Below are 22,311 nucleotides of genomic sequence, written 5' to 3' on the forward strand. Positions count from 1 at the left end.
GAAATAGGCTGGAGTTGATTATTCAACTTCTGACTGAAAGTTTCGGTAAGAATAAGATTGTTTATTGCATTCTTGGACTTATAGAAATTTAGTGAAGCAAATCTTCACTAGCAGATTTTCAGTCCCCTTCGTCTAGAGGCCTAGGACACCGCCCTTTCACGGCGGTAACAGGGGTTCGAATCCCCTAGGGGACGCCATATCGAAAAAACCAGTCATCCGGCTGGTTTTTTTGTTTTTGTCTCCGGAAACTTTGTGGACAGACACTTCTATATTTCCTTAATCACCAACCACTCTTAACTGCCAGTGGACAGACACTCACATTTTCTTCCGCAACAAATAACTATCTAAGTATTACTAAGTAAACCTTTCATTCTTATTCTAGCGTGAACTAATCTTTTGCAAAGGTAAGCCAACATGCCATTGAACAAGTAACTTTTTAGGATACGAAGCGTAAAGATCCTATGTCACAGCTGTCGATTAATCTCTTGTAAAGTAGATACGTAAGCTTACTGAGCTGTTATGATTTCTTAAATACATAAGAGGTGTTATATGCAGAATTATCCAATTGGGACTCCGGGTGAGCCATGGAGCGAGAAAGAGAAATCGCAGTGGAAATCTCAACAGACTGTGAAAAGAAGTTACCAAGAAGAAGTACTCGATAAACTTTTCAATATTATTCCTGAAGGCTTTGAACTAAAGCAGTATGGTTCTCTTCCATACGATTCTGAGCGCTATCCGTTATATGCAGTAGTTCCAAATAACTTTGATACTAAAAAGACTACAGCGCTTGTTACGGGTGGAGTTCACGGTTATGAAACGAGTGGCGTGCAAGGCGCGCTTCAGTTCATTGACACAAAGTTGTCACAGTATGCAGGGCAAGTAAACGTTGTAGTTGTCCCATGTGTAAGCCCTTGGGGATACGAGACGATAAATCGATGGAATCCAATGGCACTAGATCCAAATCGTTCGTTTTATAGCGACTCTCCGGCACCAGAGTCCGCTCAGCTTATGAAGCTAGTGTCTGTCCTAGGGTTGTCGTTAACGCTTCATATCGATTTACACGAAACTACCGATACAGATAACACTGAATTCAGACCAGCGCTGGCAGCACGGGATGGCGTTACCCATGATAATTGGAATATACCCGACGGTTTCTATACGGTCGCAAACACGCCAAATCCACAAATAGAGTTTCAAAAGGCTGTGATCAACGCTGTGAAAAAAGTAACGCATATCGCTCCTGCAGATGAGAACGGCAAGATTATTGGAGCGGATGTGGTAAGTGAAGGTGTTATCTGCTATGACAAAAAGGCTTTGTACCTATGTGGCGGTATGACAGAAGCCAAATACGTTACAACAACGGAAGTTTATCCCGATAGTGATAACGCGACACCTGAAAATTGTAACGATGCTCAAGTAACTGCAATTTGCGCAGCACTCGATTATTTAAAATAGACGCTTGAACGTTTAGACGTCTAGATGTATATTGAAGCCTCTTTCAAAGGAGGCTTTTTGTGTTTACTTATTCTGCGGTTATTTACGACGGTAAAAAACAAAATTTAGTGCGATATGAATGCGGGACAGACACTGAGTTTGCTTCATATCTTGAATCGCGTTTTGGTTGCCACGTTTGTTTATGGTCAAATAAAGAACTGTCGGAAAACACAATGGCGGCTATTGCTGCTTCGCATGCACAAAGTAAAAATGAAGGTTTAGATAAAACAGAAGCTTTATGAACTCAACATCTCCGTGTATCGCCTTGTGTAAATTAAATGAAGATGAAATTTGCGTTGGATGCAAACGTACTATTGATGAAATCGTAAAATGGCGGACATACACTGATAATCAAAAGCTGGCCGTTCTCGCCCGCCTAGAGAGTATAGAGAAGAATACTACTTCCCAATAATGTGATAATGATGAGCTAAAATTTGACGTTGTAACCCAAGTAAGAAACCGTTTTACAACAACCTCCTTTTTAGTGGACAGACACTCAAGCTTTAACTCATCGCTTTAGCCGAAAATCCACATACTCACAGATAGGCTCACAGATAGGCTCATGGACAGACACTTACTCATCATTAGTACAATTCCCTTCAGCAGTGCCGTTAGTCGATTAAAGCGGACAGTCACAAAGTTTATAAACTAAGCAGCAAAACCTGGCTGATATAAACGCTTTTTGCTAAACTCCCGCGCCAATTTTGTGTTCTATTAATCTGAGACGTTTGTAATGAAAGTAATGCTTGCCCCTATGGAGGGCGTTGTTGATCACTTAATGAGAGATATGCTTACTCGCGTGGGTGGTTTCGATCAGTGCGTTACTGAATTTGTTAGGGTAGTTGATCAAAAGTTACCGAAGAAAACGTTTTATAGACTTTGTCCTGAACTCCACAACGGCGGCAAAACTCCATCAGGCGTACCAGTTCGAGTTCAACTATTAGGGCAACATCCACAATGGCTTGCGGAGAATGCACAAACAGCTATAGAACTGGGCTCTCCAGGTGTTGATCTGAACTTTGGTTGCCCTGCCAAAACAGTTAATAAGAGTAAGGGCGGGGCGGTATTGTTGAAAGAGACCCAAACCCTTTACAACATTGTGAAAGCCGTAAGGGATGCTGTTCCTGAGGAAATCCCAGTTTCAGCCAAAATCAGGTTAGGTTTCGAGGATAAGTCTTTAGCTATCGACAATGCGATTGCTATTACCGAAGCTGGTGCCTCTGAGCTTGTTGTTCATGCGCGAACTAAAACAGAAGGCTACAAACCACCGGCTTATTGGGATTGGATAGCGAAGATTAAACAGCACACTACTATCCCCATTGTAGCAAATGGCGAAATTTGGAATGCCGAAGACGCCCAGCGCTGTCAGAACCAATCAGACTGCACTAATCTAATGATAGGGAGAGGAGCTTTAGCAATGCCTAATTTGGCATTGAGTATCAAAGAAGGTATAGAGCCTATGCCATGGTCTGAATTGGCAGCATTGCTGATACAGTATTCTGGCTACGAGATTTTTGGTGATAAAGGCAAATATTACCCTAATCGAATTAAACAGTGGTGCGGCTATTTAAAAAGACAATACCCTGAAGCTGAAACACTATTTAACGACATCAGACGTCTCACGAACTCTCATGACATCGTTGACGTACTGGCTCGCCAAGCTGATATTTAGCTAAATAATGTCGTTGCTTTACCGAATCAAGATAAATATTTCTGAGCATTAGAAACGTTAGGGCGACATGCCCTTTGGCAACACCTAGCAAAATTTTCCATCATTTCTGGGCAGCCAACAGGACCGGTGAAGAGGGTTTCAAAGTTACTGGTCACTAATTGCCAGTTTTCTTTTGTCATCCCAAGTTTATTGAGCAAACGGTTAGGTAGTTTTGGCATTTTATAGCTACTAACATTCCGCTCTGAATTCAACGTATCAGTAACAAGTTGCAAGTAATCTGTAAATGCGAAGGGCAGGCTCACAGCTTGCTTTTTCTTACTATCATTAAACGGCATCAGAAACTTAGGTTCTTTATTCGAACGTTTGGCATTCAGGCGATATTGGATACTTGTATGGTAAGAGTTGCGTAGCGTCGTTGCTATTTTTGCTCGAATAGGATTCAAATCGACGTAAGCCATTACAGTGGCTAGTGCTTTCTCATCAAGTATGGCTTGAGACCTAAACCTTCTTTCCCAGAAGTAGCCTTTACATTCATCTTCTTTGTTAGCTCTTCGAGCAATATATTCATTGAGCATGCGCATAAACCAGCTGATGCTTTGAAGTCGCTCTCGATATATAACAGATAGTGATTTTAATTCTACAAGTTCATCAGATGTTACTGAATCAAAGTTTTCTAAATATCGCTGCACTACAGGGGGACATTTATAAAACATTCTCCATCGAAGCAAGACCTCGTCCATCGTCCAGCCTTCAGCTCTGCCCTTTGCTATATGCAATACCACATGAATGTGGTTGTGCATAACAGCGTAAGCGCATAAGTCGATGGAGAAAGCTTGCGATAGTTTATGGAGCCTGTCTTGAATCCATTTTCTTCTATGCTCATAGTCTATACCAGTGCGGGCGTCGCGACCACAAAGGTAAGATTGCCTCACGCAGCGAGAAATGCAGTGGTAATAAGGCGTAACATCAGAATTTATTTGTTTGTAACGAGGTAAAGGCATGTCCGTATCCCAAATTTGTTTAAAAGTATTATGGGATTTACGGCGTTAATTTTAAGTGGTCTTTGGGACAGTTTTGATGTTGGTAGAGAATGATTGCTTTTAATAAGTGCTATTTGAACCGAACTTCTACGATGATGGCTAGCAAAAATCAAAGAAATAGAATAGAAAATTATGGACAGACACTCGAAGCCGGTAGTGGACAGCTATCAAACATTGCGAAAAACAATTAGATAATAAAAAGGACGGTCACCCATTTTTCTAAGTGTCTGTCCCTAATATTCAACTTATAAAAAGAACTTACACGTACACATCAATGCTAGAACCCACACGTCCATAATTAGTATTTGATGTCTGCTGCGTACTTTGGGGCTGAGTCTCACGATTTTCTTGCACGCTACGCTGCTCAGCCTGCTGAGCAGGTCGCTGAGGCGATTCTAGAACAGTGGAAACTGGCGCAGAGTTAACAGAAGAAACGTCCATAAACAAACCTCGTATTTAAGCGAATTGCCAACTAAGCGTAGCACATTTATTGAGCTTTAAGAATTAAACTTCTTAAGTGTCTGTCCATAAACTCGGCGATTAGTGGTTGAGCGTCCGCATTTGGATGAATACCATCGTTTTGCATTAAGTTCTTATTCAGCGCTATGTCTTCAAGAAAAAAGGGGATTTTTTGAACGTCCTGAGCTTCCGCTACTTTTGTGAAGTTTTGCGTAAACATCTGTGTGTATCGCTTGCCGTAATTAGAAGGAATTTGCATTTCTTGCAGAAATACCACCGCATCATTATCTTTTGCAACGCTTACCAACGAATCCAAGTTACCTTTGATCTTGCCGATATTATGGCCCTGAAGGCCATCATTACCTCCTAGTTCAATTAAAACATGAGTAGGGGTGTGTTGCTCTAATAAACGAGGAAAGCGCGCTAAACCACCGTCAGTGGTTTCTCCGCTTACCGCAGCATTTACAATATCAATCGGAATGTTGTCGTCTTGCCACATTTTTTGTAACAAACTGACCCATCCCTGATGTTGCTGCAATCCATAAGCCGCGGATAAACTGTCTCCTAAGATAAGTAAAACCGCATTTTCGCTTGTGTCGCCCTGCTCGGCTTGATCTGATAGCGCTTGAAAGGGTATTAAAAGAATGAGTAAAAAAGCGAACAAATAACGAAATTTAACAAACACGAATTGATGACCTCTTATGATAAAAGCAAATGCTGTAACCAAAGTAGTGGATACGAGCGAAGGTTCACTGCAGATCCTTCGTCCTATTTCTTTTGAAGTCAAGTCTGGTGAGTCCGTTGCCATTATTGGCGCGTCAGGTTCTGGTAAGTCAACCCTTTTAGGGCTATTGGCAGGGCTCGATCAAGTTACAGAAGGAGAAATATTTCTAGATAACGAAGCACTTCACAGTATGAATGAAGAAGAGCGTGCTATTTTAAGAGGAAATAAAGTGGGCTTTATTTTCCAAAGCTTTATGTTAGTTCAAAGCTTAACAGCGCTTGAAAACGTTATGTTGCCAGCAGAAATCGCAGGCCTTGATAATCCTAAAGCGCTTGCTCTAGATATTCTTGAGCAGGTTGGTTTAAAGCATCGCGCGCATCACTTCCCTAATCAGTTATCGGGAGGCGAGCAACAGCGTGTTGCCATAGCGCGTGCCTTTATTACTTTACCTAAAATACTTTTCGCCGATGAGCCTACCGGCAACCTAGACGCTAAAAACAGTGAAAAAATAGAAGCTCTTCTATTTGAAATGAATAGAGAAAAAGGCACAACGCTTATCCTCGTTACTCACGATAACGAGCTTGCAGAACATTGTGATAGGCAACTCACCATGAATGCGGGAGAGCTTGTTGAAACGACCGGCGCGAACACAATAAACAGAAAAGAGGCAGTGTAGATGTCGACGTCTTTCAATTTAGGTTGGCGGCTTTTCAAGCATGAGGCTCGGCGCGGCGAACTCACCATTATATTGCTAGCTATTGTGTTATCTGTAGCGGCCGTGTTGTCGCTGTCGCTGTTTAGTGAGCGCTTGCAAGGAGCACTTAAGTCTCGCTCTGCAGCATTTATTGCAGCAGATGCTCAGCTTCGCTCAGACGACCCCATAAACGAAGAATGGTTAACTAGAGCGCAAGAACAAGGGCTTGCGACTGCAAAGCAAGTGGCGACACGCTCAATGGTATTTAAAGGCGACGAGATGTCGCTTGTCGATTTGCGAGCGGTAAATAGCGCGTACCCCCTTAAAGGGACGGTCAATATTACCGATCAGCCTTTTGGAGAAAAACGTGCTACTGCAGAACTGCCACAGCCAGGTGAAGCCTGGGTTCAGTCTCGGCTTTTTCAGAGTTTAGGGCTCACTATTGGCGATGACATAGAAATTGGCGATGGCAATTTTACTGTCACGCATGTGTTGGTAGACATTCCTGATGCAGGTTTTAGTGTATTTAACACCGACCCAATCGCTCTTATTAATTTAGATGATTTGGATAAAACCGCGATTACCGGGCCAGGAAGCCGCGCCCGTTATGTTGGCTTTTTTGCTGGCGATTCAGGCGATATAGAAAGTTTCAACACCTGGTTATTGCCCCAGCTGAATGACGATTTACATTCGTGGCGGACAGTCGAAGATGATGAGTCAGCAATAGGACGCTCTGTAGCAAGTGCCGAGCGCTATTTTTTGCTGGCAAGTTTGTTAGCAATAGTATTAGCAGCGGTTTCAATTGCGGTTGCTGCTCAGCGTTATGCCCAGCGTCACTTTGACCCAGTAGCAATAATGAAAACCTTAGGGGCAACAAGCAACACAATCCGAAAAGTGTATTTGTTCCAAATTTTATTCATCACTGGGCTCGGTATTTTTATCGGCCTCGTTGTTGGTTTTATCGGTCAGCAAGTGGTGGTTTCGCTTGTAGCGGATAGAGTGGATGTATCTCTTGACGTTTGGCACTGGCGACCACTTTTGATTGCCGTTGCTACAGGTGCTACCTGCGCTTTGCTTTTTTCTTTGTACCCTCTATTACAGTTATTTTCCGTGCCCCCACTTCGCGTATTGAGAAAAGACATCTCGGCGAATCTTCGCTCCAGAACCATTCAGTTTGTGGCTTCTGGCGGCGCGATATTTTTATTGATGTGGATGTACAGTCGCGATCTAAAAATTAGTGCTATTTTATTCGTGTCTGGTGCCGCGCTCGTTCTGGGGCTGCTTGGAGCAACCTATATCTTGATTGCTATTGGCCGCAAGCTGGGCAGTGGCAGAATGGGCCCATGGCAATTAGCTTGGGCTCGTATAAAGCGCCGAGCTATGGACAACAGTGTGCAGCTTATTAGCTTCTCAGTCACGATAATGCTGCTTCTAGTAGTGCTAGTAATGCGAAATGACATGGTTTCACAATGGCGTTCGCAATTACCCGAAGGTACACCAAACTACTTTTTGATAAATATCACCCCGGACATACGGCCAGAGTTGGACAGACACTTCTCTGACAATGGCGTAAGTATCGAAGAGTTTTATCCTGTCATCCGTGGGCGATTTGTTTCGGTAAATGGGGAAGGGGTAAATACTGAAGTTTCTAAAGAAGACGAGCCAAATCGAGATGGTCGAAGAGGCCTAGGTAGAGAAGCGAACTTAACGTGGGGTAACTCGTTACAAAAAGAAAACGAGATTATCGACGGGAGTTGGCATGGCTACGAGGATAAGCAATACAACGAAGGGTGGTTCCCTGTTTCTGTTGAAGAAGGTGTTGCTGAAAGATTAAATATTGAAATGGGCGATAGGCTTACTTTTAACGTGGGAAGCGAAATTGTTGAAACGAAAGTAACGAGTATTCGTACCGTTAACTGGCAGACCATGCAGCCTAATTTCTTTTTCGTTATTCATCCGGATGCGATGGCAGCGTTTAGCCCGACATACATTACTAGTTTTTATCTGCCCACCGATAGAAAGGCTGAGTTAACGAACCTCCTAAAGCCGTTTTCGTCAATCACAATGTTTGATGTAGACGCTCGAATAAACCAACTTCGAGAGATTGTGGACCAGGTTTCTGTCGCCGTTGAGTTTATTTTGGTACTGGTTTTGATGGCGGGAAGTCTAGTACTGATCGCTCAGGTACAGGCGAGTATGGATGAGCGCAAGCAGGAAATAGCCATACTTCGCACACTTGGTGCTAAGGGCGGTCTAATAAGGAAAAGCGTGATTTTTGAGTTTGTTATCATCGGTGTAGTCGCAGGTTTTATGGCTGCAATGGCCAACGAATTAAGTCTATACTTACTGCAAACCACAGTATTTCAAATGGAAGCGAGTTTGCATCCAGAGTACTGGGCTATAGCACCGAGCGTCGGCGCCATTGTTGTAGGCATATTAGGAGCGTTTGGTTGTTATCGACTGCTCACGCTTAATACTGGTCAGATGCTAAGGAATATGGTTTAAGTCTGCATTTAAAGATTGGACAGTCACTTTATTAAGTAAAGACGAAAGTAAGGCGAGTGGACAGACACTCGATAATGTAGAAGGCAGTCACTCAACTACATAGAGTGACTGTCCACAATCCTTGAAGACTATAGGTATTAGTCGCTGTATATCTCGTTCAACGCCTCTTCAACAGAAGGGAGCTCAAATTTAAAACCAGCAGCGGTAAGCTTTTGAGGAATGACCCGTTGTCCTTCTAGTATCATCTTTGATGACTCGCCCATTGCTATTTTCATAACGAAGCTAGGTACGTTAAAGAAGCAAGGGCGACCCAGCGCTTTCGCAAGAGTTATAGAAAACACCTTGTTCGTAACAGGCTCCGGAGCAGTTAAGTTAAACGCACCGGTACAAGCGCTATGTTCTAACAAAAACGAGATAGCACGGACTATGTCCTGTAAGTGAATCCAAGCTAAGTACTGATTTCCACTCCCCAGTGTACCTCCGGCACCTAGCTTAAACGGTAGTGCCATTTTACCAAGCGCTCCGCCTTTCTCTGTGAGCACCACGCCAGTACGAAGCGTTACTACACGAGTTTTCGTTTGATCTACACCTTGAGCAATAGCTTCCCATTTTGCACACAAATCATGGGTAAATTCATCGTGAGGGGAAGTTTCTTCGGTAACAAGCCTATCACCTTGGCTACCATAGTAACCAATTGCAGAACCCGAAAGGAAAACTGACGGTGGTGTTTCACAGCTGTTTATTTTTGATACTAACTCAGCGGTTATATCCCACCGACTATCGCAAATCCTTTTCTTTTGAGTGTCTGTCCAACGTTTGTCGGCGATAGGTTCACCGGCTAAATTTATAACAGCATCGAAACTCTCGAAATTTTTTATCGATGCAACGTTTTCTACAATATTAACGCTGTTACCTAATTTATCCTTTGCCTTAGCAATGTCACGAGAAATCACGGTAACTGAATGTTTATCTGAACATCGCCGAATAAATTCGCTGCCAATCAGCCCTGTCCCACCGGTCAAAAGAATGTCCACAATAAGCTCCTTGAAGTATGACCTATCCTGATTTATTGCAAGACAGTGTCAGAGACACTGAATCAGAAAATCTAAGGGCGTGTGGTTTATCCACTTCAACCTCAGCGTATCGTACTGATGAGTGCTCGGCAGCGATACTTAGCACATCTGCGGTAAGCTTTTCTAAAAGGGAGAAACGGTTGTCTTCTACGAGCTTGATAATTGCCTTTGTAATCGTTTTATAGTTTAACGCGTCACTCATATCGTCAGTGTTTGTCGCCTTTTCAGCGTCATAATCAATTTTCACGTTAACGACAACGTCCTGCTTGTTTTGTATTTCATCTTCATTGATGCCAATGTATGTGCGTAGTCTTAGGTTTTTAATTTTAATAGTGGCAAGATTAAAGTTCATTGAAGTCTCTTGTTTGTAGTTGTTTATAAGTCGTTGTAAAGTGTTGTCGTTTCAGTCAGGAATGTAGCACAAAATGTCAATGGAACTACGCTCGCCAACAGCAAAAATTCTTATCGTTTTAGCATGTTTAGTGGTGGTGATGGCCGGAATTAAAGCCGCCAGCACAATAATGGTACCGTTTTTTCTCTCTATTTTTATAGCGATCGCGTGTAGTCCAATAATACGCTGGACTTCTAAATTCGGCGTGCCTAAATGGCTCTCTATCACCTTTGTTATACTACTTATTGTTGTTTTTGGTTTTCTTTTAGCTGGCTTGGTTGGTCAATCAATGACCGAATTCAGAGAAAATTTGCCAGAGTATAGAAGTAAGCTTGATACAGAGTTCGCTTGGGTTGTGTCCAAATTGGCTGAATTTAATATTCACATTAATAGAGAGTTAATTGCTTCTCACCTTGACCCAGCAACGGCCATGTCTGTAGCAACGAATTTTATTAGCGGAATGGGGGGCGTGCTTTCAAACCTATTTCTAATACTTTTAACCGTTATTTTTATGCTTTTTGAAGCAGATAGCATACCTCGCCGGTTTCATATCGCACTTGCAGACCCTGGAATGAAGCTTAAGCATATCGACAAGTTTATACGTTCTGTAAACAGTTACTTAGCGATAAAAACTGTGGTTAGTTTAGGTACAGGTCTGATAATTGGACTTTGGCTTTACGTGCTGGGGGTAGATCATTTCATGTTATGGGCCGTCTTGGCTTTCATGCTCAATTTTATTCCAAACATCGGTTCTATCATCGCGGCAGTGCCAGCAGTTTTAATAGCCTTTGTTCAACTTGGCCCAGCCTCAGCTGGCTTCGCTGCACTCGGTTTTGTACTTGTAAATACCATCATGGGTAATATGGTAGAGCCAAGATTGATGGGTAAGGGGATGGGACTATCGACGCTTGTGGTATTTCTTTCGTTGATATTTTGGGGGTGGTTACTGGGAACCGTTGGAATGCTGCTATCGGTACCTCTAACCATGGTAGTAAAAATAGCACTTGAATCTCGTGAAGAAAGTAAGTGGCTTGCGGTGTTGTTATCAAGTGAAGGTGAAAAATCGACGTCGTAAACCAGAATTAATAAAGCGCATCAAAAAATAGTGGACAGACACTTGCTCGGATTTGTGCAAAGTACTTTAGAGGACAGGCATTTTTTGAAGGAAGTGACTGTCCATTACAAGCTGACTGTCCATTTTAAGCTGCTGGTTCATAGAGCCTTAACGAGAAAGTAGTAAAAAGGACAGACACTCACATGTTTTGAGCAACCGTAATGTCGCATAGCTAAACAGTAAATTTAAAATGTGTCTGTCCGGTACTTTTTGCGAAAAATTAAGTGTGTGTCCACTTTTAAGCCCGCGTTTAATCAGTAAAGGCTCACTGATTTATGAGTTAGCCTGTGAGCTCTTCACAACTAAACGTGATTCGGAAATTGAATAACGATCCGAGCGCCGCCAAGTACGCTGTCTTTGATAAGCATTCTACCTTCGTAGATTGAAACTAGGTCTGTGGCCAAGGCCATTCCAATTCCGTGGCCTTCGGTGTAGGTATCAAGACGAGTTCCTCGCTCTAGTAAAAGTACTTTTTTGTCGTCAGGAATACCTGGCCCGTCGTCTTCAACGTTGATTGTGAGCCAACCCTCGTTCGTTTTTGCAGATATAACAATTCTATCCTGAGCCGCTTTACATGCGTTGTCTAAAAGATTACCGCAAAGCTCCATAAAATCTGTTTCGTCCCCTTTGAACTGGATATTGTCATCCATTTCGAATTCAATGGTTAGGGCTTTGTCTTGATAAACTTTGTCCATAGCATCAGCAAGTTTGTGCAATACTGGCAAAACATCAATAGCTTGTTGCCAACCAGATTTTCCTGCACTCGCTCTTTTCAGCTGCCGTTTAATAATTCTGTCAATTTGCTGAAGCGACTCCTTTACTTCAGTTGGTAAATTACTATTCCCCGAAGCTACTGCAAGTGGTGTTTTCAAGCTATGTGCTAGGTCACCTAAGCTATTCTTATATCTTGCTCTTTGAGCTGCTTCAGTTTGAAGCAATCCGTTAATAGACTCTTTCAAAGAATCGAATTCGACTGGGTATCGCGATTCTAACTCGCGTTTATTGCCGCTAGAAGTTTGTGAAATCTCGTCAATTAGCTTTCTAACAGGTTGAAGCACTAAGCTTATGCCTATGATAATAAAAACTAAAAGTGCAATGCAGAGCGTGACTATCCATTGCCACGTTGTACTCAAAAAAGTATTCCGCTCAGCTTCAAAAAGTGCTTTGTTGTTAAATATATAAAACCTTACAGGCTCGAAATCTCTGCTTGATGCAAACTCAGCAGTAAAGGCATATACAAAAAATTGAGACTCGTCCTCAAATGTGGGTGTATAGGAATCCAAGAACAACTCGTTACCTACAGCGACGTCTATTGCGGGAGGGGAAAAGGTATACTCAAGAGCGGAAGCTGATTGCCAAATCACTTCATCTCGAAATACGATAACGCCAAGATAGCCTGAGCCAGGTAGATTGAGCTGTTCTTCGTATAAAATTTCAGGCATATAAGGCAGGTCGCCATCTAACTCGAAAGCAGATAACAGCCCTAAGTTCATCAACCTAAGTTCACTCATCTTGGCTTGTGTAAGGCTATCGGTATAAGCCTCGTCCAAAATGACAACAGTGAAAGGTGCAAAAAGTGCAAGTAAAACTATCGCTAGAAAAATACTTCGTAAACGAAGCGACAATTGCCTCATAAACTTCTATTTATCCTGTAGCCTCTACCTCGAAGCGTTTCGATAGGCTTCAATTCACCTGATGGGTCTAATTTTTTGCGCAGTCTTCCTACAAAAACTTCAATGACGTTGCTGTCTAAATCGAAATCTTGATCGTAAATATGTTCGGTTAGCTCTGTTTTAGAGATGACCTTCTGCGGATTAAGCATAAGGTACTCCATAACTTTGTATTCATACGCGGTTAAATCAAGGGTCTCACTGTTTAGCGATAGCTCCTCGCTTACTGTATCCAGCGAAATAGGACCGAACTGAATGGTAGGGTTTGCTTGACCTGAAGCTCGTCGAATTAGGGCTTTTGTCCGAGCAAGTAGTTCTTCGTTGTGAAAAGGCTTAGTAAGGTAGTCATCAGCACCTGCATCAAGTCCTTCAACCTTTTCTTGCCAACGATCTCTCGCTGTTAGAATAAGTATGGGGCATGCAATGTCAGCTTGGCGAGCTTTTCTTATAACCTCAAAGCCGTCAAGTTTTGGCATGCCAATGTCGACGATAGCCAAGTCATAGCTATATTCTTTAATAAGAAAAAGCGCGTGTTCTCCGTTATCAGCTAAATCTACGCTGTAACCGTTTTGTTGAAGCAGTGTATCAAGTTGAGTTAATAATCTGCTGTCGTCTTCCGCTACCAGAATGCGCATGTTAGTCCTTATCTTTGCTTACTTTTACCTTGCCGGAACGTTTGTCTACATCTACCGATACTACTCGTCCCGACTTTTTGAGGACTTTAACACGGTAATTTTTCGAGGTTTTTTCCACTTTTAAAACGCGTCCATTTGCGGCAGCGCGAGCTCGCTCTGCAGCTTCGCTTTTTGAGATATCGCTCCCAGAGCCTTGCAACGCCATAGCGGGCGCTATGTTAGACGTGGCTAACACTAAACAAACTACTGCAACACGAAGCGATAATGTCATACAACCTCACAATTATTATCCCACTTAGGCCAAACTAAAGATAAGTATAAACTTGGTTAACTGAACCCATTCTGAACTAAGTTCAGTCTACCTCGCGGATTGAAAACTGTATATAAGCCTTAAGTAAATTGCATTTACAAAATAGGGGAGAGTCGGATTTATAGTGGACAGACACAGAGAAAATTAATTAGCAGCGTCAACAGCAGAAAAAACGAGGAAGTAAAGTACAGGTATGGACAGACACTCTAATTAAGAATGCGCATAAGTAGCAGGTTTGAAATTAATGTGTCCGTCCACAGTTTGCATGGTTTGGTTAAAAAAATCCTTCGTAAGGGACCACTAGTGCAAAAAGTTAGGATGTCATTTGCGTTTAAGGTTATTGAGTAATCTTTACTTTGGCTTTGAAAAAGTGTCTGTCCACTGTATTTATTTTCTGATACAGCAAAGGGAGGAATTGAGCTTTTGAGTGACTGTCCATCATTTTCATTAAAACTTTTTAGAGATGAAATTGATAAGAGAGTGTCTGTCCGAACCTGTACTTATCTGGCGGCAGGTGGGAGTGACGATATCTCTTAATATTGTTTTTGGTAAGAAAATAGGTTGGTTTCTATTTCTTTGGCATGCCATGTGCGAGAGACAGGCTTCAGATAAACCAAAAGCTTGAAAGTAATGTGTTTGTTCACCTGCTCAAGATAGTAGAGACGTTGGACAGACACTTTACGTTCAACAAGGAGGAACAATGTCTAGCGATATTATGAAAACAATGTGGAAAGCAATGTCAGATAGCCCAAAGGTGATGGTAGGCCTGGTTGGTGAGGATATGCATGCAGAGCCCATGTATGCTCAACTAGATAAAGACGCTGACGGCGAGTTTTGGTTCTACACGAGTCGCGACAACCGTATTGCTAAAGGTGGGAAAGCAATGGTTCACTTTGCATCTAAGGGGCACGATGTGTTTGCGTGTATCCGAGGAAACCTTACCGTTGAATCACGCAAAGAGGTGATTGATAAATATTGGTCTAACCCTGTAGAAGCATGGTTTGAGAAAGGTAAAGATGATCCTTCATTATTAATGCTTCGCTTTGAGCTTATAGATGCGGAGGTGTGGGATGCTGACCCTTCACTAAAAGGCATGTTTAAGATGATGACCGGTAAAACGGTGAAGCCAAAAGAGATGGGTGATCATGAGAAGGTAGACCTTTAAATACCATATTTAGGGCCAACGGCATGACGCAGTTTTGAAAAGCTAAGGAAATCGCTCAGTCAAACAAGTGTCTGTCCACTATTGTCAGTGTCTGTCCACTATTGGCTTTCAAAGTCACTTGGATTAGTGTTATAGCAACAAAAAAGCCCCTGAAAATTCGGAGTAAACCGATTTTTAGGGGCTTCTGCTATTTGTTGTTTACAATATAGCGTTAGCTAAAACTAAGGTAAAACCTTCTTGTAAGGTTTAACTACAACGCTTTCATAAACGCCTGCATCGATATACGGGTCGGCCTCTGTCCATGCTTGAGCTGCTTCTAGCGAATCAAATTCTGCTACCACTAGCGAACCAGTGAAACCGGCCGGGCCTGGATCTGGGCTATCTACAGCAGGGAAGGGGCCAGCCATGACTAAACGGCCCGCATCTTTTAACGCATTCAAACGTTCAAGATGAGCAGGGCGTGTCGCAAGGCGTTTTTCAAGACTATCCGCTACATCGGTAGCACAAATCATGTATAGCATACGTTTATCCTTTTTCCGTAGCGGCTTTCATGCTCTCAACAAAGCTGCCTAGCTCGCTTAGCATTTTGTGACTGTCCGATAAATTGCCAGCGATGATGTTTACCGTCGCTGAACCGGAAATCGCGCCAGCGGCTCCTGCATCAATAGCAGATTTAACCTGTTCAGGCGTAGAGATACCAAAACCTAGCAATGCTGGAGCAGCTTGGTGTTTATTCAATCGCTCAATGAGCTCTGAAGCTGGGACGTTTGCGGCAGTTTCTGCACCGGTAACGCCCGCACGGCCTAATAGGTAAGTATAACCTTTTGAGTATTCGCCGATTTTTTCCATTGTTTCATCGGTAGCATTCGGTGGCGCAATCAAAATTTGTGAAATGCCCGTTGCTTCCGCCGCTTTCTGGAAAGGTGCCGCTTCGCGAATTGGCACATCAGCAACCAAAATAGAATCAACGCCGGCCTCTTGCGCTTTACTGTAAAAATTCTCTACGCCCTGGGCCATTACCAAGTTGCTATAGAGTAGCAAGCCGATAGGCACATCTGGATATTTTGCGCGAACGCGTGAAATTACACCCAAACAATCCGCTACTGTTACCTTGTTGCTCAATGCGCGAATGGCTGATGCTTGAATAGTAGGACCATCAGCGATAGGGTCAGAGTAAGGGATTCCTAGCTCGAGTGCGTCAGCGCCGCTTTCTACCAACTGGCAAATAATGGCTTCAGATTGCGCTAAATCAGGGTCACCAACCATAACGAAAGGTACGAATGCGCCCTGGTTCTTTTCATCAAGGCCTGCAAACATTTGTGCATATCTGTCCATTATAAATCGTCCCCTAAAATGTTGATAACGTGCGCTAAGTCTTTGTCACCACGACCTGATAAGTTAACTACGATGATGGTTTCTTCTTCCGCTTCATCTGCCATGTTAAGTGCATGCGCTAGAGCGTGGGATGATTCAAGCGCAGGAATAATACCTTCCTTTCTCGCCAGTAATTGGAATGCGTTTAGCGCTTCTTCATCGGTCGCCGCTACGTATTCGGCGCGGCCAATGTCGTGAAGGTATGCATGCTGAGGGCCTACCGCTGGGTAGTCGAGCCCCGCCGATACAGAGTAACTCTCTTCAATCTGGCCTTCTTTGTCTTGCATAATGAAAGTGTAAGCACCGTGAAGAATACCTTTTGTTCCCGTCACGATAGTTGCACCGTGCTCTTTGGTGTGTACACCTTTACCCGCAGGCTCAACGCCCACTAAGCGTACAGAAGGCTCATCAATGAAGTCTGCAAACATACCAATAGCATTTGAACCACCACCTACACATGCCACTACAGCGTCAGGTAAGCGGCCCTCTTTTTCCATAATTTGTGCGCGAGTTTCTTCGCCAATCATGCGGTGATACTCACGAACAATAGTTGGGAACGGGTGAGGACCCGCGGCAGTGCCTAGTAAATAATGCGCTTTATCATAGTTTGCTGACCAGTCGCGCATGGCTTCGTTTACGGCATCTTTAAGGGTACCAGAACCTGCGTTTACAGGAATAACCTCTGCGCCCATTAGCTTCATACGGAACACGTTTGGCGCTTGACGTTCAACGTCTTTTGCACCCATGTAAATACGTGCTTTTAGCCCAAGCAACGCACATGCTAAGGCGGTTGCAACACCGTGCTGGCCCGCGCCAGTTTCGGCAATAACTTCTTTTTTACCCATGCGCTTGGTAAGTAGCGCTTGGCCTAATACCTGGTTAGTTTTGTGTGCGCCACCGTGAAGTAGGTCTTCACGCTTTAGGTATAATTTTACCTTTGGGTTGCTCACTAAATTGCGTGTTAACGTCATTGATGTGGGGCGACCGGCATAGTCTTTTAACAAAGATAAAAACTCTTCGTTAAACGCTGGGTCATCTTTAGCATCCAAAAATGCTTTTTCCAGTTGGTCTAGCGCCGGAATAAGTAATTCGGGCACGTACATGCCACCAAATTCGCCAAATTTTGTATCTAACTGGTTCATTACGTTGTCCTGTATTTAAATTAGTAACGGCGGCAAATGGCAAAAAGCGCGTCGAGTTTTTCTTCGCTTTTCTCGCCGGGTGCGGTTTCCACACCTGAATTTACATCAATAGCACCGCTTCCGGTTGCAATAGCATCTGCAACGTTCTGGGCGTTGATACCGCCAGCAAGCACTAACTTATGCTTCGCTTCGATATCATTTAATAACTGCCAGTCGAACGCTTCGCCTGTACCGCCTTTCGCATCGCCTACCTGGCAATCTAAAAGCACGCGGCTTATAAGGCTGTTATTTAAGTGTCTGTCCACTGTTTCTGGAAGAGTGTCAGACGACGTTGCTTTAACGCCTTCAACTTTCCAAATTTCACAACCTTCTGGGAGCTTGTCTGCAAGCGCGGAAATGTAAGTTTCGTCTTCGCTACCATGTAGCTGAACGGCAAACAAATTGAGTGAAGCAGCAAGGGAAGCAACAACATCAATCTCATGATTGACAAATACGCCCACAAAAGCACCATCAACGCTTTGCGTTATGGTCGAAGCCTGGGCTTCACTCACACAGCGTGACGATTTTTCTGCGAAGATAAGCCCGCCAAAGCTAGCGCCTCTATCAAACGCCATTTGTGCTTGTTCTGGGCTGGTTAGCCCGCACACTTTAACTGCGCCATTTACCAGTGTTTTCACTGCTCGTGGTAGGTCTGCCTCTGCCATTAGCGCGCTGCCCACTAAAAAGCCTTGGGATACAGGCGCTAAGCGCAGCACGTCTTGGTGCGTGTATATGCCCGACTCTGAAATAACCACATACTCGTGCTTAGCTTTTTCTAGCATGGGCACAAGGCGTTCGGTTGTAGCTAAATCGGTAGAAAGGTCGCGCAAATTGCGATTGTTAATACCAATGATACTAGCTTCAAGCGCTATTGCGCGCCCCATTTCTTCTTCATTGCTTACTTCCGTAAGAATGTCTAATGACAGAGCGTTAGCAACGCTTTCAAGCTCTCGATATTCGTCGTCATCAAGTACGCTTAGCATTAGTAAAACAGCATCAGCGTTGTAGTGACGAGCTAAATACACTTGATAGGTATCAACAAAAAAATCTTTGTTTAACACAGGCTGAGCAACGCGCTCAGTAACGTATGCTAAGTATTCAAATTTACCTTGGAAGTACTTCTCGTCTGTCAGCACAGAAATACCGGCAGCGTATGGCTTATATGCTGCTAAGATTTCGTCTAGATCGAAGTGCTCTCGAATAAGGCCTTTTGAAGGCGATGCTTTTTTGCATTCAAAGATAAAGCCTGCGTTTGGCTCACTTAGCGCTGCAAATAAACTCTTTTTAGAAGGAACTAGATCAGCTTTGAAACTTTCTAGCGGAAGCGCCTCTTTGCGCGCAGCCACTTCTTCGCGTTTGTCTGCAACAATTTTCTCAAGCACATTAGCCATTCGTGCTTACCTCCTGAGTAATTTTGGCAACTTTCGTTAATAATTGCATGGGCAACCCTTCGGTCATCGCATTCATCGCCATTTCAGCCCCTTCTTTAAAGGTTGAGGCTTTGCCGGTTACTTTCAACAGTGCTCCGCAGTTCATCGCGATAGCAGCACGGTGCGCCTCTTTGCCTTCACCGTTCAATGCAGCTTCAACAAACTGTCTGTTTTCTTCAGGTTCACCGCCTTCAATCGCCGAAAGCGGATAATGAGGTAAACCGAAGTCTTCCGCGGTAACGGTAAGCTTGCGTATATCGCCATGCTCAAGGTCGTAAATTGTTGATTCGCCGTGAAGTGCTAGCTCATCTAAGCCGTCGCCGTGCACAATCATTGCGCGATGTTGGCCAAGCAGCATAAGGGTTTTTGCGTAAGGTTCAAGCAGTTCGGGAGAGTATACGCCGAAAACGCCATGAGTTGGACCCGCTGGGTTCGCCAGTGGCCCTAGTATATTAAATAGGGTTCTGGTCTTCATCGCAGCACGTACGGGGGCTGCGTGACGCATACCAGCGTGATAAACCGGCGCAAAAAGAAATGTGAAATTTGCTTCATCTAAGCACTTGCGGGATGTTTCTGGGCTTATTTCCAAATTAAGGCCAAACTGGCGAAACAAATCGGCTGAGCCAGACTTACTCGATACACTTCGATTACCATGTTTTGCCACCTTTACACCACACGATGCGGCGACTACCCCAGCTGCGCTGGAAATATTAATGGTGTTGTGGCCGTCTCCTCCTGTACCAACGATGTCGGCAAACTCGTAAGATGGCGTTGGGAAAGGAAGGGCATTAGCCACCATTGCGCTCGCTGCACCCGCAATTTCACCGGGTGACTCTTTTTTCATTTTAAGCGCGGTGAGTACAGAGGCAATCATTACTTCGCTTTGTTCACCGTGCATAATGCTGTTAAATAAGCTGTACGCTTCGGTTTGCGACAGTGATTCTCGCAACATAATTTGTTCTAGTAGAGGGCCTGCGTTAAGCATGGTTCGCTCCCTGTAACGTTAAATAATCAATACTTTGTTTTAACAGCAAACTGCCGTTGGCTGTTAAAATAGATTCTGGGTGAAACTGAAAGCCCAACATGCGATCTTCGCTATTGTAAATTGCCATAACGGCTTCACTGCCGTCATCGTTTATTGTAGATGCGCAGACAGTAAGGCTTTCAGGTAAAGTATGTGCCACTAAAGAGTGGTAACGTGCTACATGTAAGGGCTGCTGCAAGTCTTTAAACATAGCATCTTCAGAGTGGGTAATGGCAGAAGACTTGCCGTGCATAACCTGAGTTGCACGACCTACACTACCGCCGTAATGCTCAACAATGGCTTGGTGGCCTAAGCAAATACCAATAACGGGGAATACGCCGTGAACTTTTTTAAGCAGTTCAGGCATACAGCCGGCTTCGCTTGGTGCCCCTGGACCTGGCGACAGCATAAGAAGCACAGGGCCTTTCGTTGCTTGTTCCTGCATTCTTTCAAACAATGCGTCTGCAGATACCGTGTTGCGATATACTTTTATATCTAGGTTTAAGGTACGCAATTCATCAACAAGGTTGTAGGTAAAAGAATCTACATTGTCTAGTAGAAATAGGGTGGTCACTTGCTGGTTCATACGTTGCCTCCTTCATTTAACGCAACGTCATTATTTTCAGCTTCTTCTTGAAGCGCGGCTTTGACTGCACCAATCACCGCTTGTGCTTTTGCACGTGTTTCGTCTGCTTCGGCTTGTGGTATTGAGTCATATACTACGCCAGCACCTGCTTGAATATAAGCTGTGCCGTTCTTCACAAAGGCGGAGCGGATAACAATACAGGTGTCCATATCGCCTTGGCCATTTAGGTAGCCTACTGCACCGCCGTAGCTGCCGCGGCGCTTTTCTTCTACTTCACGAATTAATGTGGCCGCACTTACTTTTGGTGCGCCAACTAGGGTGCCCATATTCATGCAGGCTTGATAAGCGTGCAGTGGATCTAAGTCGTCACGTAGCTGGCCAACCACACGCGACACCAGGTGCATAACGTGAGAATAGCGATCTACTTTAAGCAAGTCTTTAACATAGCGCGTGCCTGGGCCACTTACCTTTGCAACATCGTTTCGCGCAAGGTCAACAAGCATAATGTGCTCTGACTTCTCTTTGGTGTCTTCGCGAAGGTTTAGTTCTATGCGACTGTCCAAGTCTCTATCAATACTGCCATCAGGGCGCTTGCCGCGAGGACGTGTACCTGCAATCGGGTAAATCTCTACCTGATTACTTTCTCTTTCGTATTTAAGCGCTGACTCGGGAGAGGCGCCAAAAATGCTAAAAGCAGCATCTTGCATGTAAAACATGTAAGGGCTTGGGTTTGATTCTTTAAGTTTGGCGTAAGCAAGTAGTGGCGACGGGCAGGGGAGAGAGAATGTGCGCGAGGGCACAACCTGAAAAATGTCGCCGGCTAAAATGTGCTGTTTTAGGTCGAGCACGTGATTGCAAAACTGTTCATCACTTAAATCAACGCTAACTTCAATATTTGGGTCAAAAGAAGAGTGTGACTGTCCGTTTTGGTTGTCTGAGTCGGGAACGAGTGACTGTCCACTTTCTACTTTAGTAACCTTTACCGCATTTTTATTTACTAGCACGGGCTTGGCAGGCATATCGTGTAGCTGCTGATGAATTGCTTCTAATCGCTGGGCTATAGAAAAGTATTGCTGAGCGACATCTTGTCCGCTAAACACACTGCCAATTAGATGCGTCTCGCGGGTTTGATGGTCAACGGTAATTAAGGTCTCTGCCAGGTAAAACACAAAGTCTGGACAGTCATTTTCACCTTCAGCTACGTCAGGTAACTTTTCAAAGCCTGCCAGCATGTCGTAGGCAAATACGCCGCCTAAAAATATAGCGTGGGGATGTTGGCGAATAGGCGTTATTTTATTGATAACAATGCGAAGTGCGTCCATTACGCTTGCGGCCTTTAAGCGGCTGTCTTCGTCAAGCTCGCCGTCAGCTTCATCACACACCATCGTAATTGAAGTGTCTGTCCTTTCTTTAACATGCAAGCCGTCAGGGGCATGGGTAGCAAACAAAGGCAGTACCGAAGCGCCGTTGCCCGTCAGTGCTTTAACTTCTACACGGTTGCCTTGGCATTCCATGCGTAGAGCTGCATCAACCATTAATAGGCTTTGTAAGTCGTCTTTAGAGTCGATTTCTGCAGATTCCAAAAGCAGCGCGTTGCTTTTGCTTCTGCACAGATGGGCAAACGCGGCAAGTGGGTCGTCTACATAGTGTCCCACTTGCTCAATTGTCTCTACCTTGCCTGGGGACGTCCCCAGTTCCGCTAAACTCATTTTTGCTACTCTCCAACTGCAAAAAGATAAAAAAAAGGCCCGTATAAACGGGCCTTTATGT

Annotated in this window: 23 protein-coding genes and 1 tRNA gene; 9 read left to right on the forward strand and 15 right to left on the reverse strand. The window is 44.0% G+C overall.

Annotated features, from left to right (window positions below; genetic code table 11):
• The first annotated feature begins 121 nt into the window (after window positions 1-121).
• The 5 genes from KL866_RS03570 (at window position 122) to dusC (ending at window position 3,166) form a co-directional block, all read left to right on the forward strand.
• Window positions 122-197, forward strand: a tRNA-Glu gene (locus KL866_RS03570).
• A gap of 352 nt (window positions 198-549) precedes the next feature.
• On the forward strand, window positions 550-1,455 hold the full coding sequence (locus tag KL866_RS03575; protein WP_214993395.1) for a succinylglutamate desuccinylase/aspartoacylase family protein: 906 nt from the start codon (window positions 550-552) through the stop codon (window positions 1,453-1,455).
• Window positions 1,456-1,514: 59 nt separating this feature from the next.
• Window positions 1,515-1,736: a hypothetical protein gene (locus KL866_RS03580; RefSeq protein ID WP_025254684.1), complete on the forward strand. Its 222-nt coding sequence runs from the start codon at window positions 1,515-1,517 to the stop codon at window positions 1,734-1,736.
• Entirely contained in the window at window positions 1,733-1,906 is a 174-nt protein-coding gene (locus tag KL866_RS03585) for a DUF1289 domain-containing protein (protein WP_081765822.1), read from the forward strand. Before KL866_RS03580 ends, KL866_RS03585 begins: the two co-directional genes overlap by 4 nt.
• 321 nt (window positions 1,907-2,227) lie before the next feature.
• Window positions 2,228-3,166 (forward strand): tRNA dihydrouridine(16) synthase DusC, encoded by a 939-nt coding sequence (gene dusC, locus KL866_RS03590; protein ID WP_214993403.1) that lies wholly within the window; start codon window positions 2,228-2,230, stop codon window positions 3,164-3,166.
• 26 nt (window positions 3,167-3,192) lie between these two features.
• Here the strand turns inward: dusC and KL866_RS03595 are convergent, their stop codons facing one another.
• The 3 genes from KL866_RS03595 to KL866_RS03605 form a co-directional block, all read right to left on the reverse strand.
• Window positions 3,193-4,167, reverse strand: coding sequence for a transposase (locus tag KL866_RS03595; RefSeq protein WP_214993405.1), 975 nt, complete (start codon window positions 4,165-4,167; stop codon window positions 3,193-3,195).
• A gap of 297 nt (window positions 4,168-4,464) precedes the next feature.
• Window positions 4,465-4,647, reverse strand: coding sequence for a hypothetical protein (locus tag KL866_RS03600; RefSeq protein ID WP_214993407.1), 183 nt, complete (start codon window positions 4,645-4,647; stop codon window positions 4,465-4,467).
• A gap of 46 nt (window positions 4,648-4,693) precedes the next feature.
• A complete protein-coding gene (locus KL866_RS03605) occupies window positions 4,694-5,350 on the reverse strand; it encodes an arylesterase (protein WP_214993409.1) in 657 nt (218 codons plus the stop codon).
• Between the two features lie 16 nt (window positions 5,351-5,366).
• On the opposite strand from KL866_RS03605, the gene KL866_RS03610 reads away from it, so the two are divergent.
• Together KL866_RS03610 and KL866_RS03615 are read left to right on the forward strand one after the other, a co-directional pair.
• Entirely contained in the window at window positions 5,367-6,065 is a 699-nt protein-coding gene (locus KL866_RS03610; protein ID WP_214993411.1) for an ABC transporter ATP-binding protein, read from the forward strand.
• Window positions 6,066-8,588, forward strand: coding sequence for an ABC transporter permease (locus KL866_RS03615; RefSeq protein ID WP_214993418.1), 2,523 nt, complete (start codon window positions 6,066-6,068; stop codon window positions 8,586-8,588).
• Window positions 8,589-8,725: 137 nt separating this feature from the next.
• On the opposite strand, the gene KL866_RS03620 is transcribed toward KL866_RS03615, so the two are convergent.
• Both KL866_RS03620 and folX read right to left on the reverse strand, forming a co-directional pair.
• A complete protein-coding gene (locus KL866_RS03620) occupies window positions 8,726-9,622 on the reverse strand; it encodes a TIGR01777 family oxidoreductase (RefSeq protein ID WP_214993427.1) in 897 nt (298 codons plus the stop codon).
• Window positions 9,623-9,644: 22 nt separating this feature from the next.
• Entirely contained in the window at window positions 9,645-10,013 is a 369-nt protein-coding gene (gene folX, locus KL866_RS03625) for a dihydroneopterin triphosphate 2'-epimerase (RefSeq protein WP_025254692.1), read from the reverse strand.
• A gap of 73 nt (window positions 10,014-10,086) precedes the next feature.
• Here folX and KL866_RS03630 point away from each other — a divergent pair, with 73 nt between their 5' ends.
• Window positions 10,087-11,127 carry an AI-2E family transporter gene (locus KL866_RS03630; RefSeq protein WP_034325236.1) on the forward strand — a complete coding sequence of 347 codons (1,041 nt, stop codon included), beginning with the start codon at window positions 10,087-10,089 and terminating at the stop codon, window positions 11,125-11,127.
• Window positions 11,128-11,468: 341 nt separating this feature from the next.
• Here KL866_RS03630 and KL866_RS03635 read toward each other — a convergent pair whose 3' ends face one another.
• From KL866_RS03635 to KL866_RS03645, 3 genes are read right to left on the reverse strand one after another with little or no spacing between them, the layout of a single operon-like run.
• Window positions 11,469-12,800: an ATP-binding protein gene (locus KL866_RS03635; protein WP_214993429.1), complete on the reverse strand. Its 1,332-nt coding sequence runs from the start codon at window positions 12,798-12,800 to the stop codon at window positions 11,469-11,471.
• Window positions 12,797-13,471 (reverse strand): response regulator transcription factor, encoded by a 675-nt coding sequence (locus KL866_RS03640; RefSeq protein WP_214993431.1) that lies wholly within the window; start codon window positions 13,469-13,471, stop codon window positions 12,797-12,799. The genes KL866_RS03635 and KL866_RS03640 overlap by 4 nt, the downstream gene beginning before the upstream one ends.
• Window position 13,472: 1 nt before the next feature.
• Entirely contained in the window at window positions 13,473-13,742 is a 270-nt protein-coding gene (locus tag KL866_RS03645; RefSeq protein WP_214993438.1) for a PepSY domain-containing protein, read from the reverse strand.
• A gap of 739 nt (window positions 13,743-14,481) precedes the next feature.
• Between KL866_RS03645 and KL866_RS03650 the strand changes: the two genes are divergently transcribed.
• A complete protein-coding gene (locus KL866_RS03650) occupies window positions 14,482-14,946 on the forward strand; it encodes a pyridoxamine 5'-phosphate oxidase family protein (protein WP_214993440.1) in 465 nt (154 codons plus the stop codon).
• Between the two features lie 221 nt (window positions 14,947-15,167).
• On the opposite strand, the gene KL866_RS03655 is transcribed toward KL866_RS03650, so the two are convergent.
• From KL866_RS03655 to KL866_RS03685, 7 genes are read right to left on the reverse strand one after another with little or no spacing between them, the layout of a single operon-like run.
• Window positions 15,168-15,467 (reverse strand): YciI family protein, encoded by a 300-nt coding sequence (locus tag KL866_RS03655; protein ID WP_214993448.1) that lies wholly within the window; start codon window positions 15,465-15,467, stop codon window positions 15,168-15,170.
• Window positions 15,468-15,471: 4 nt separating this feature from the next.
• Window positions 15,472-16,281, reverse strand: a complete 810-nt coding sequence (trpA, locus tag KL866_RS03660) for a tryptophan synthase subunit alpha (RefSeq protein ID WP_214993456.1) — start codon at window positions 16,279-16,281, stop codon at window positions 15,472-15,474.
• Window positions 16,281-17,462 carry a tryptophan synthase subunit beta gene (gene trpB, locus KL866_RS03665; protein WP_014978831.1) on the reverse strand — a complete coding sequence of 394 codons (1,182 nt, stop codon included), beginning with the start codon at window positions 17,460-17,462 and terminating at the stop codon, window positions 16,281-16,283. Before trpB ends, trpA begins: the two co-directional genes overlap by 1 nt.
• A 20-nt stretch (window positions 17,463-17,482) precedes the next feature.
• The gene (gene trpCF, locus KL866_RS03670) at window positions 17,483-18,892 is read right to left on the reverse strand and encodes a bifunctional indole-3-glycerol-phosphate synthase TrpC/phosphoribosylanthranilate isomerase TrpF (RefSeq protein ID WP_214993464.1); all 1,410 of its coding nucleotides are present in this window, start codon (window positions 18,890-18,892) and stop codon (window positions 17,483-17,485) included.
• On the reverse strand, window positions 18,885-19,916 hold the full coding sequence (gene trpD, locus KL866_RS03675) for an anthranilate phosphoribosyltransferase (RefSeq protein WP_214993466.1): 1,032 nt from the start codon (window positions 19,914-19,916) through the stop codon (window positions 18,885-18,887). The genes trpCF and trpD overlap by 8 nt, the downstream gene beginning before the upstream one ends.
• Window positions 19,909-20,541 (reverse strand): aminodeoxychorismate/anthranilate synthase component II, encoded by a 633-nt coding sequence (locus KL866_RS03680; protein WP_025254702.1) that lies wholly within the window; start codon window positions 20,539-20,541, stop codon window positions 19,909-19,911. The genes trpD and KL866_RS03680 overlap by 8 nt, the downstream gene beginning before the upstream one ends.
• Window positions 20,538-22,250, reverse strand: coding sequence for an anthranilate synthase component 1 (locus KL866_RS03685; RefSeq protein WP_214993468.1), 1,713 nt, complete (start codon window positions 22,248-22,250; stop codon window positions 20,538-20,540). Before KL866_RS03685 ends, KL866_RS03680 begins: the two co-directional genes overlap by 4 nt.
• Window positions 22,251-22,311 lie beyond the last annotated feature (61 nt).

The sequence above is a fragment of the Alteromonas sp. ALT199 genome (genome assembly GCF_018619335.1).
Lineage (GTDB): Bacteria > Pseudomonadota > Gammaproteobacteria > Enterobacterales > Alteromonadaceae > Alteromonas.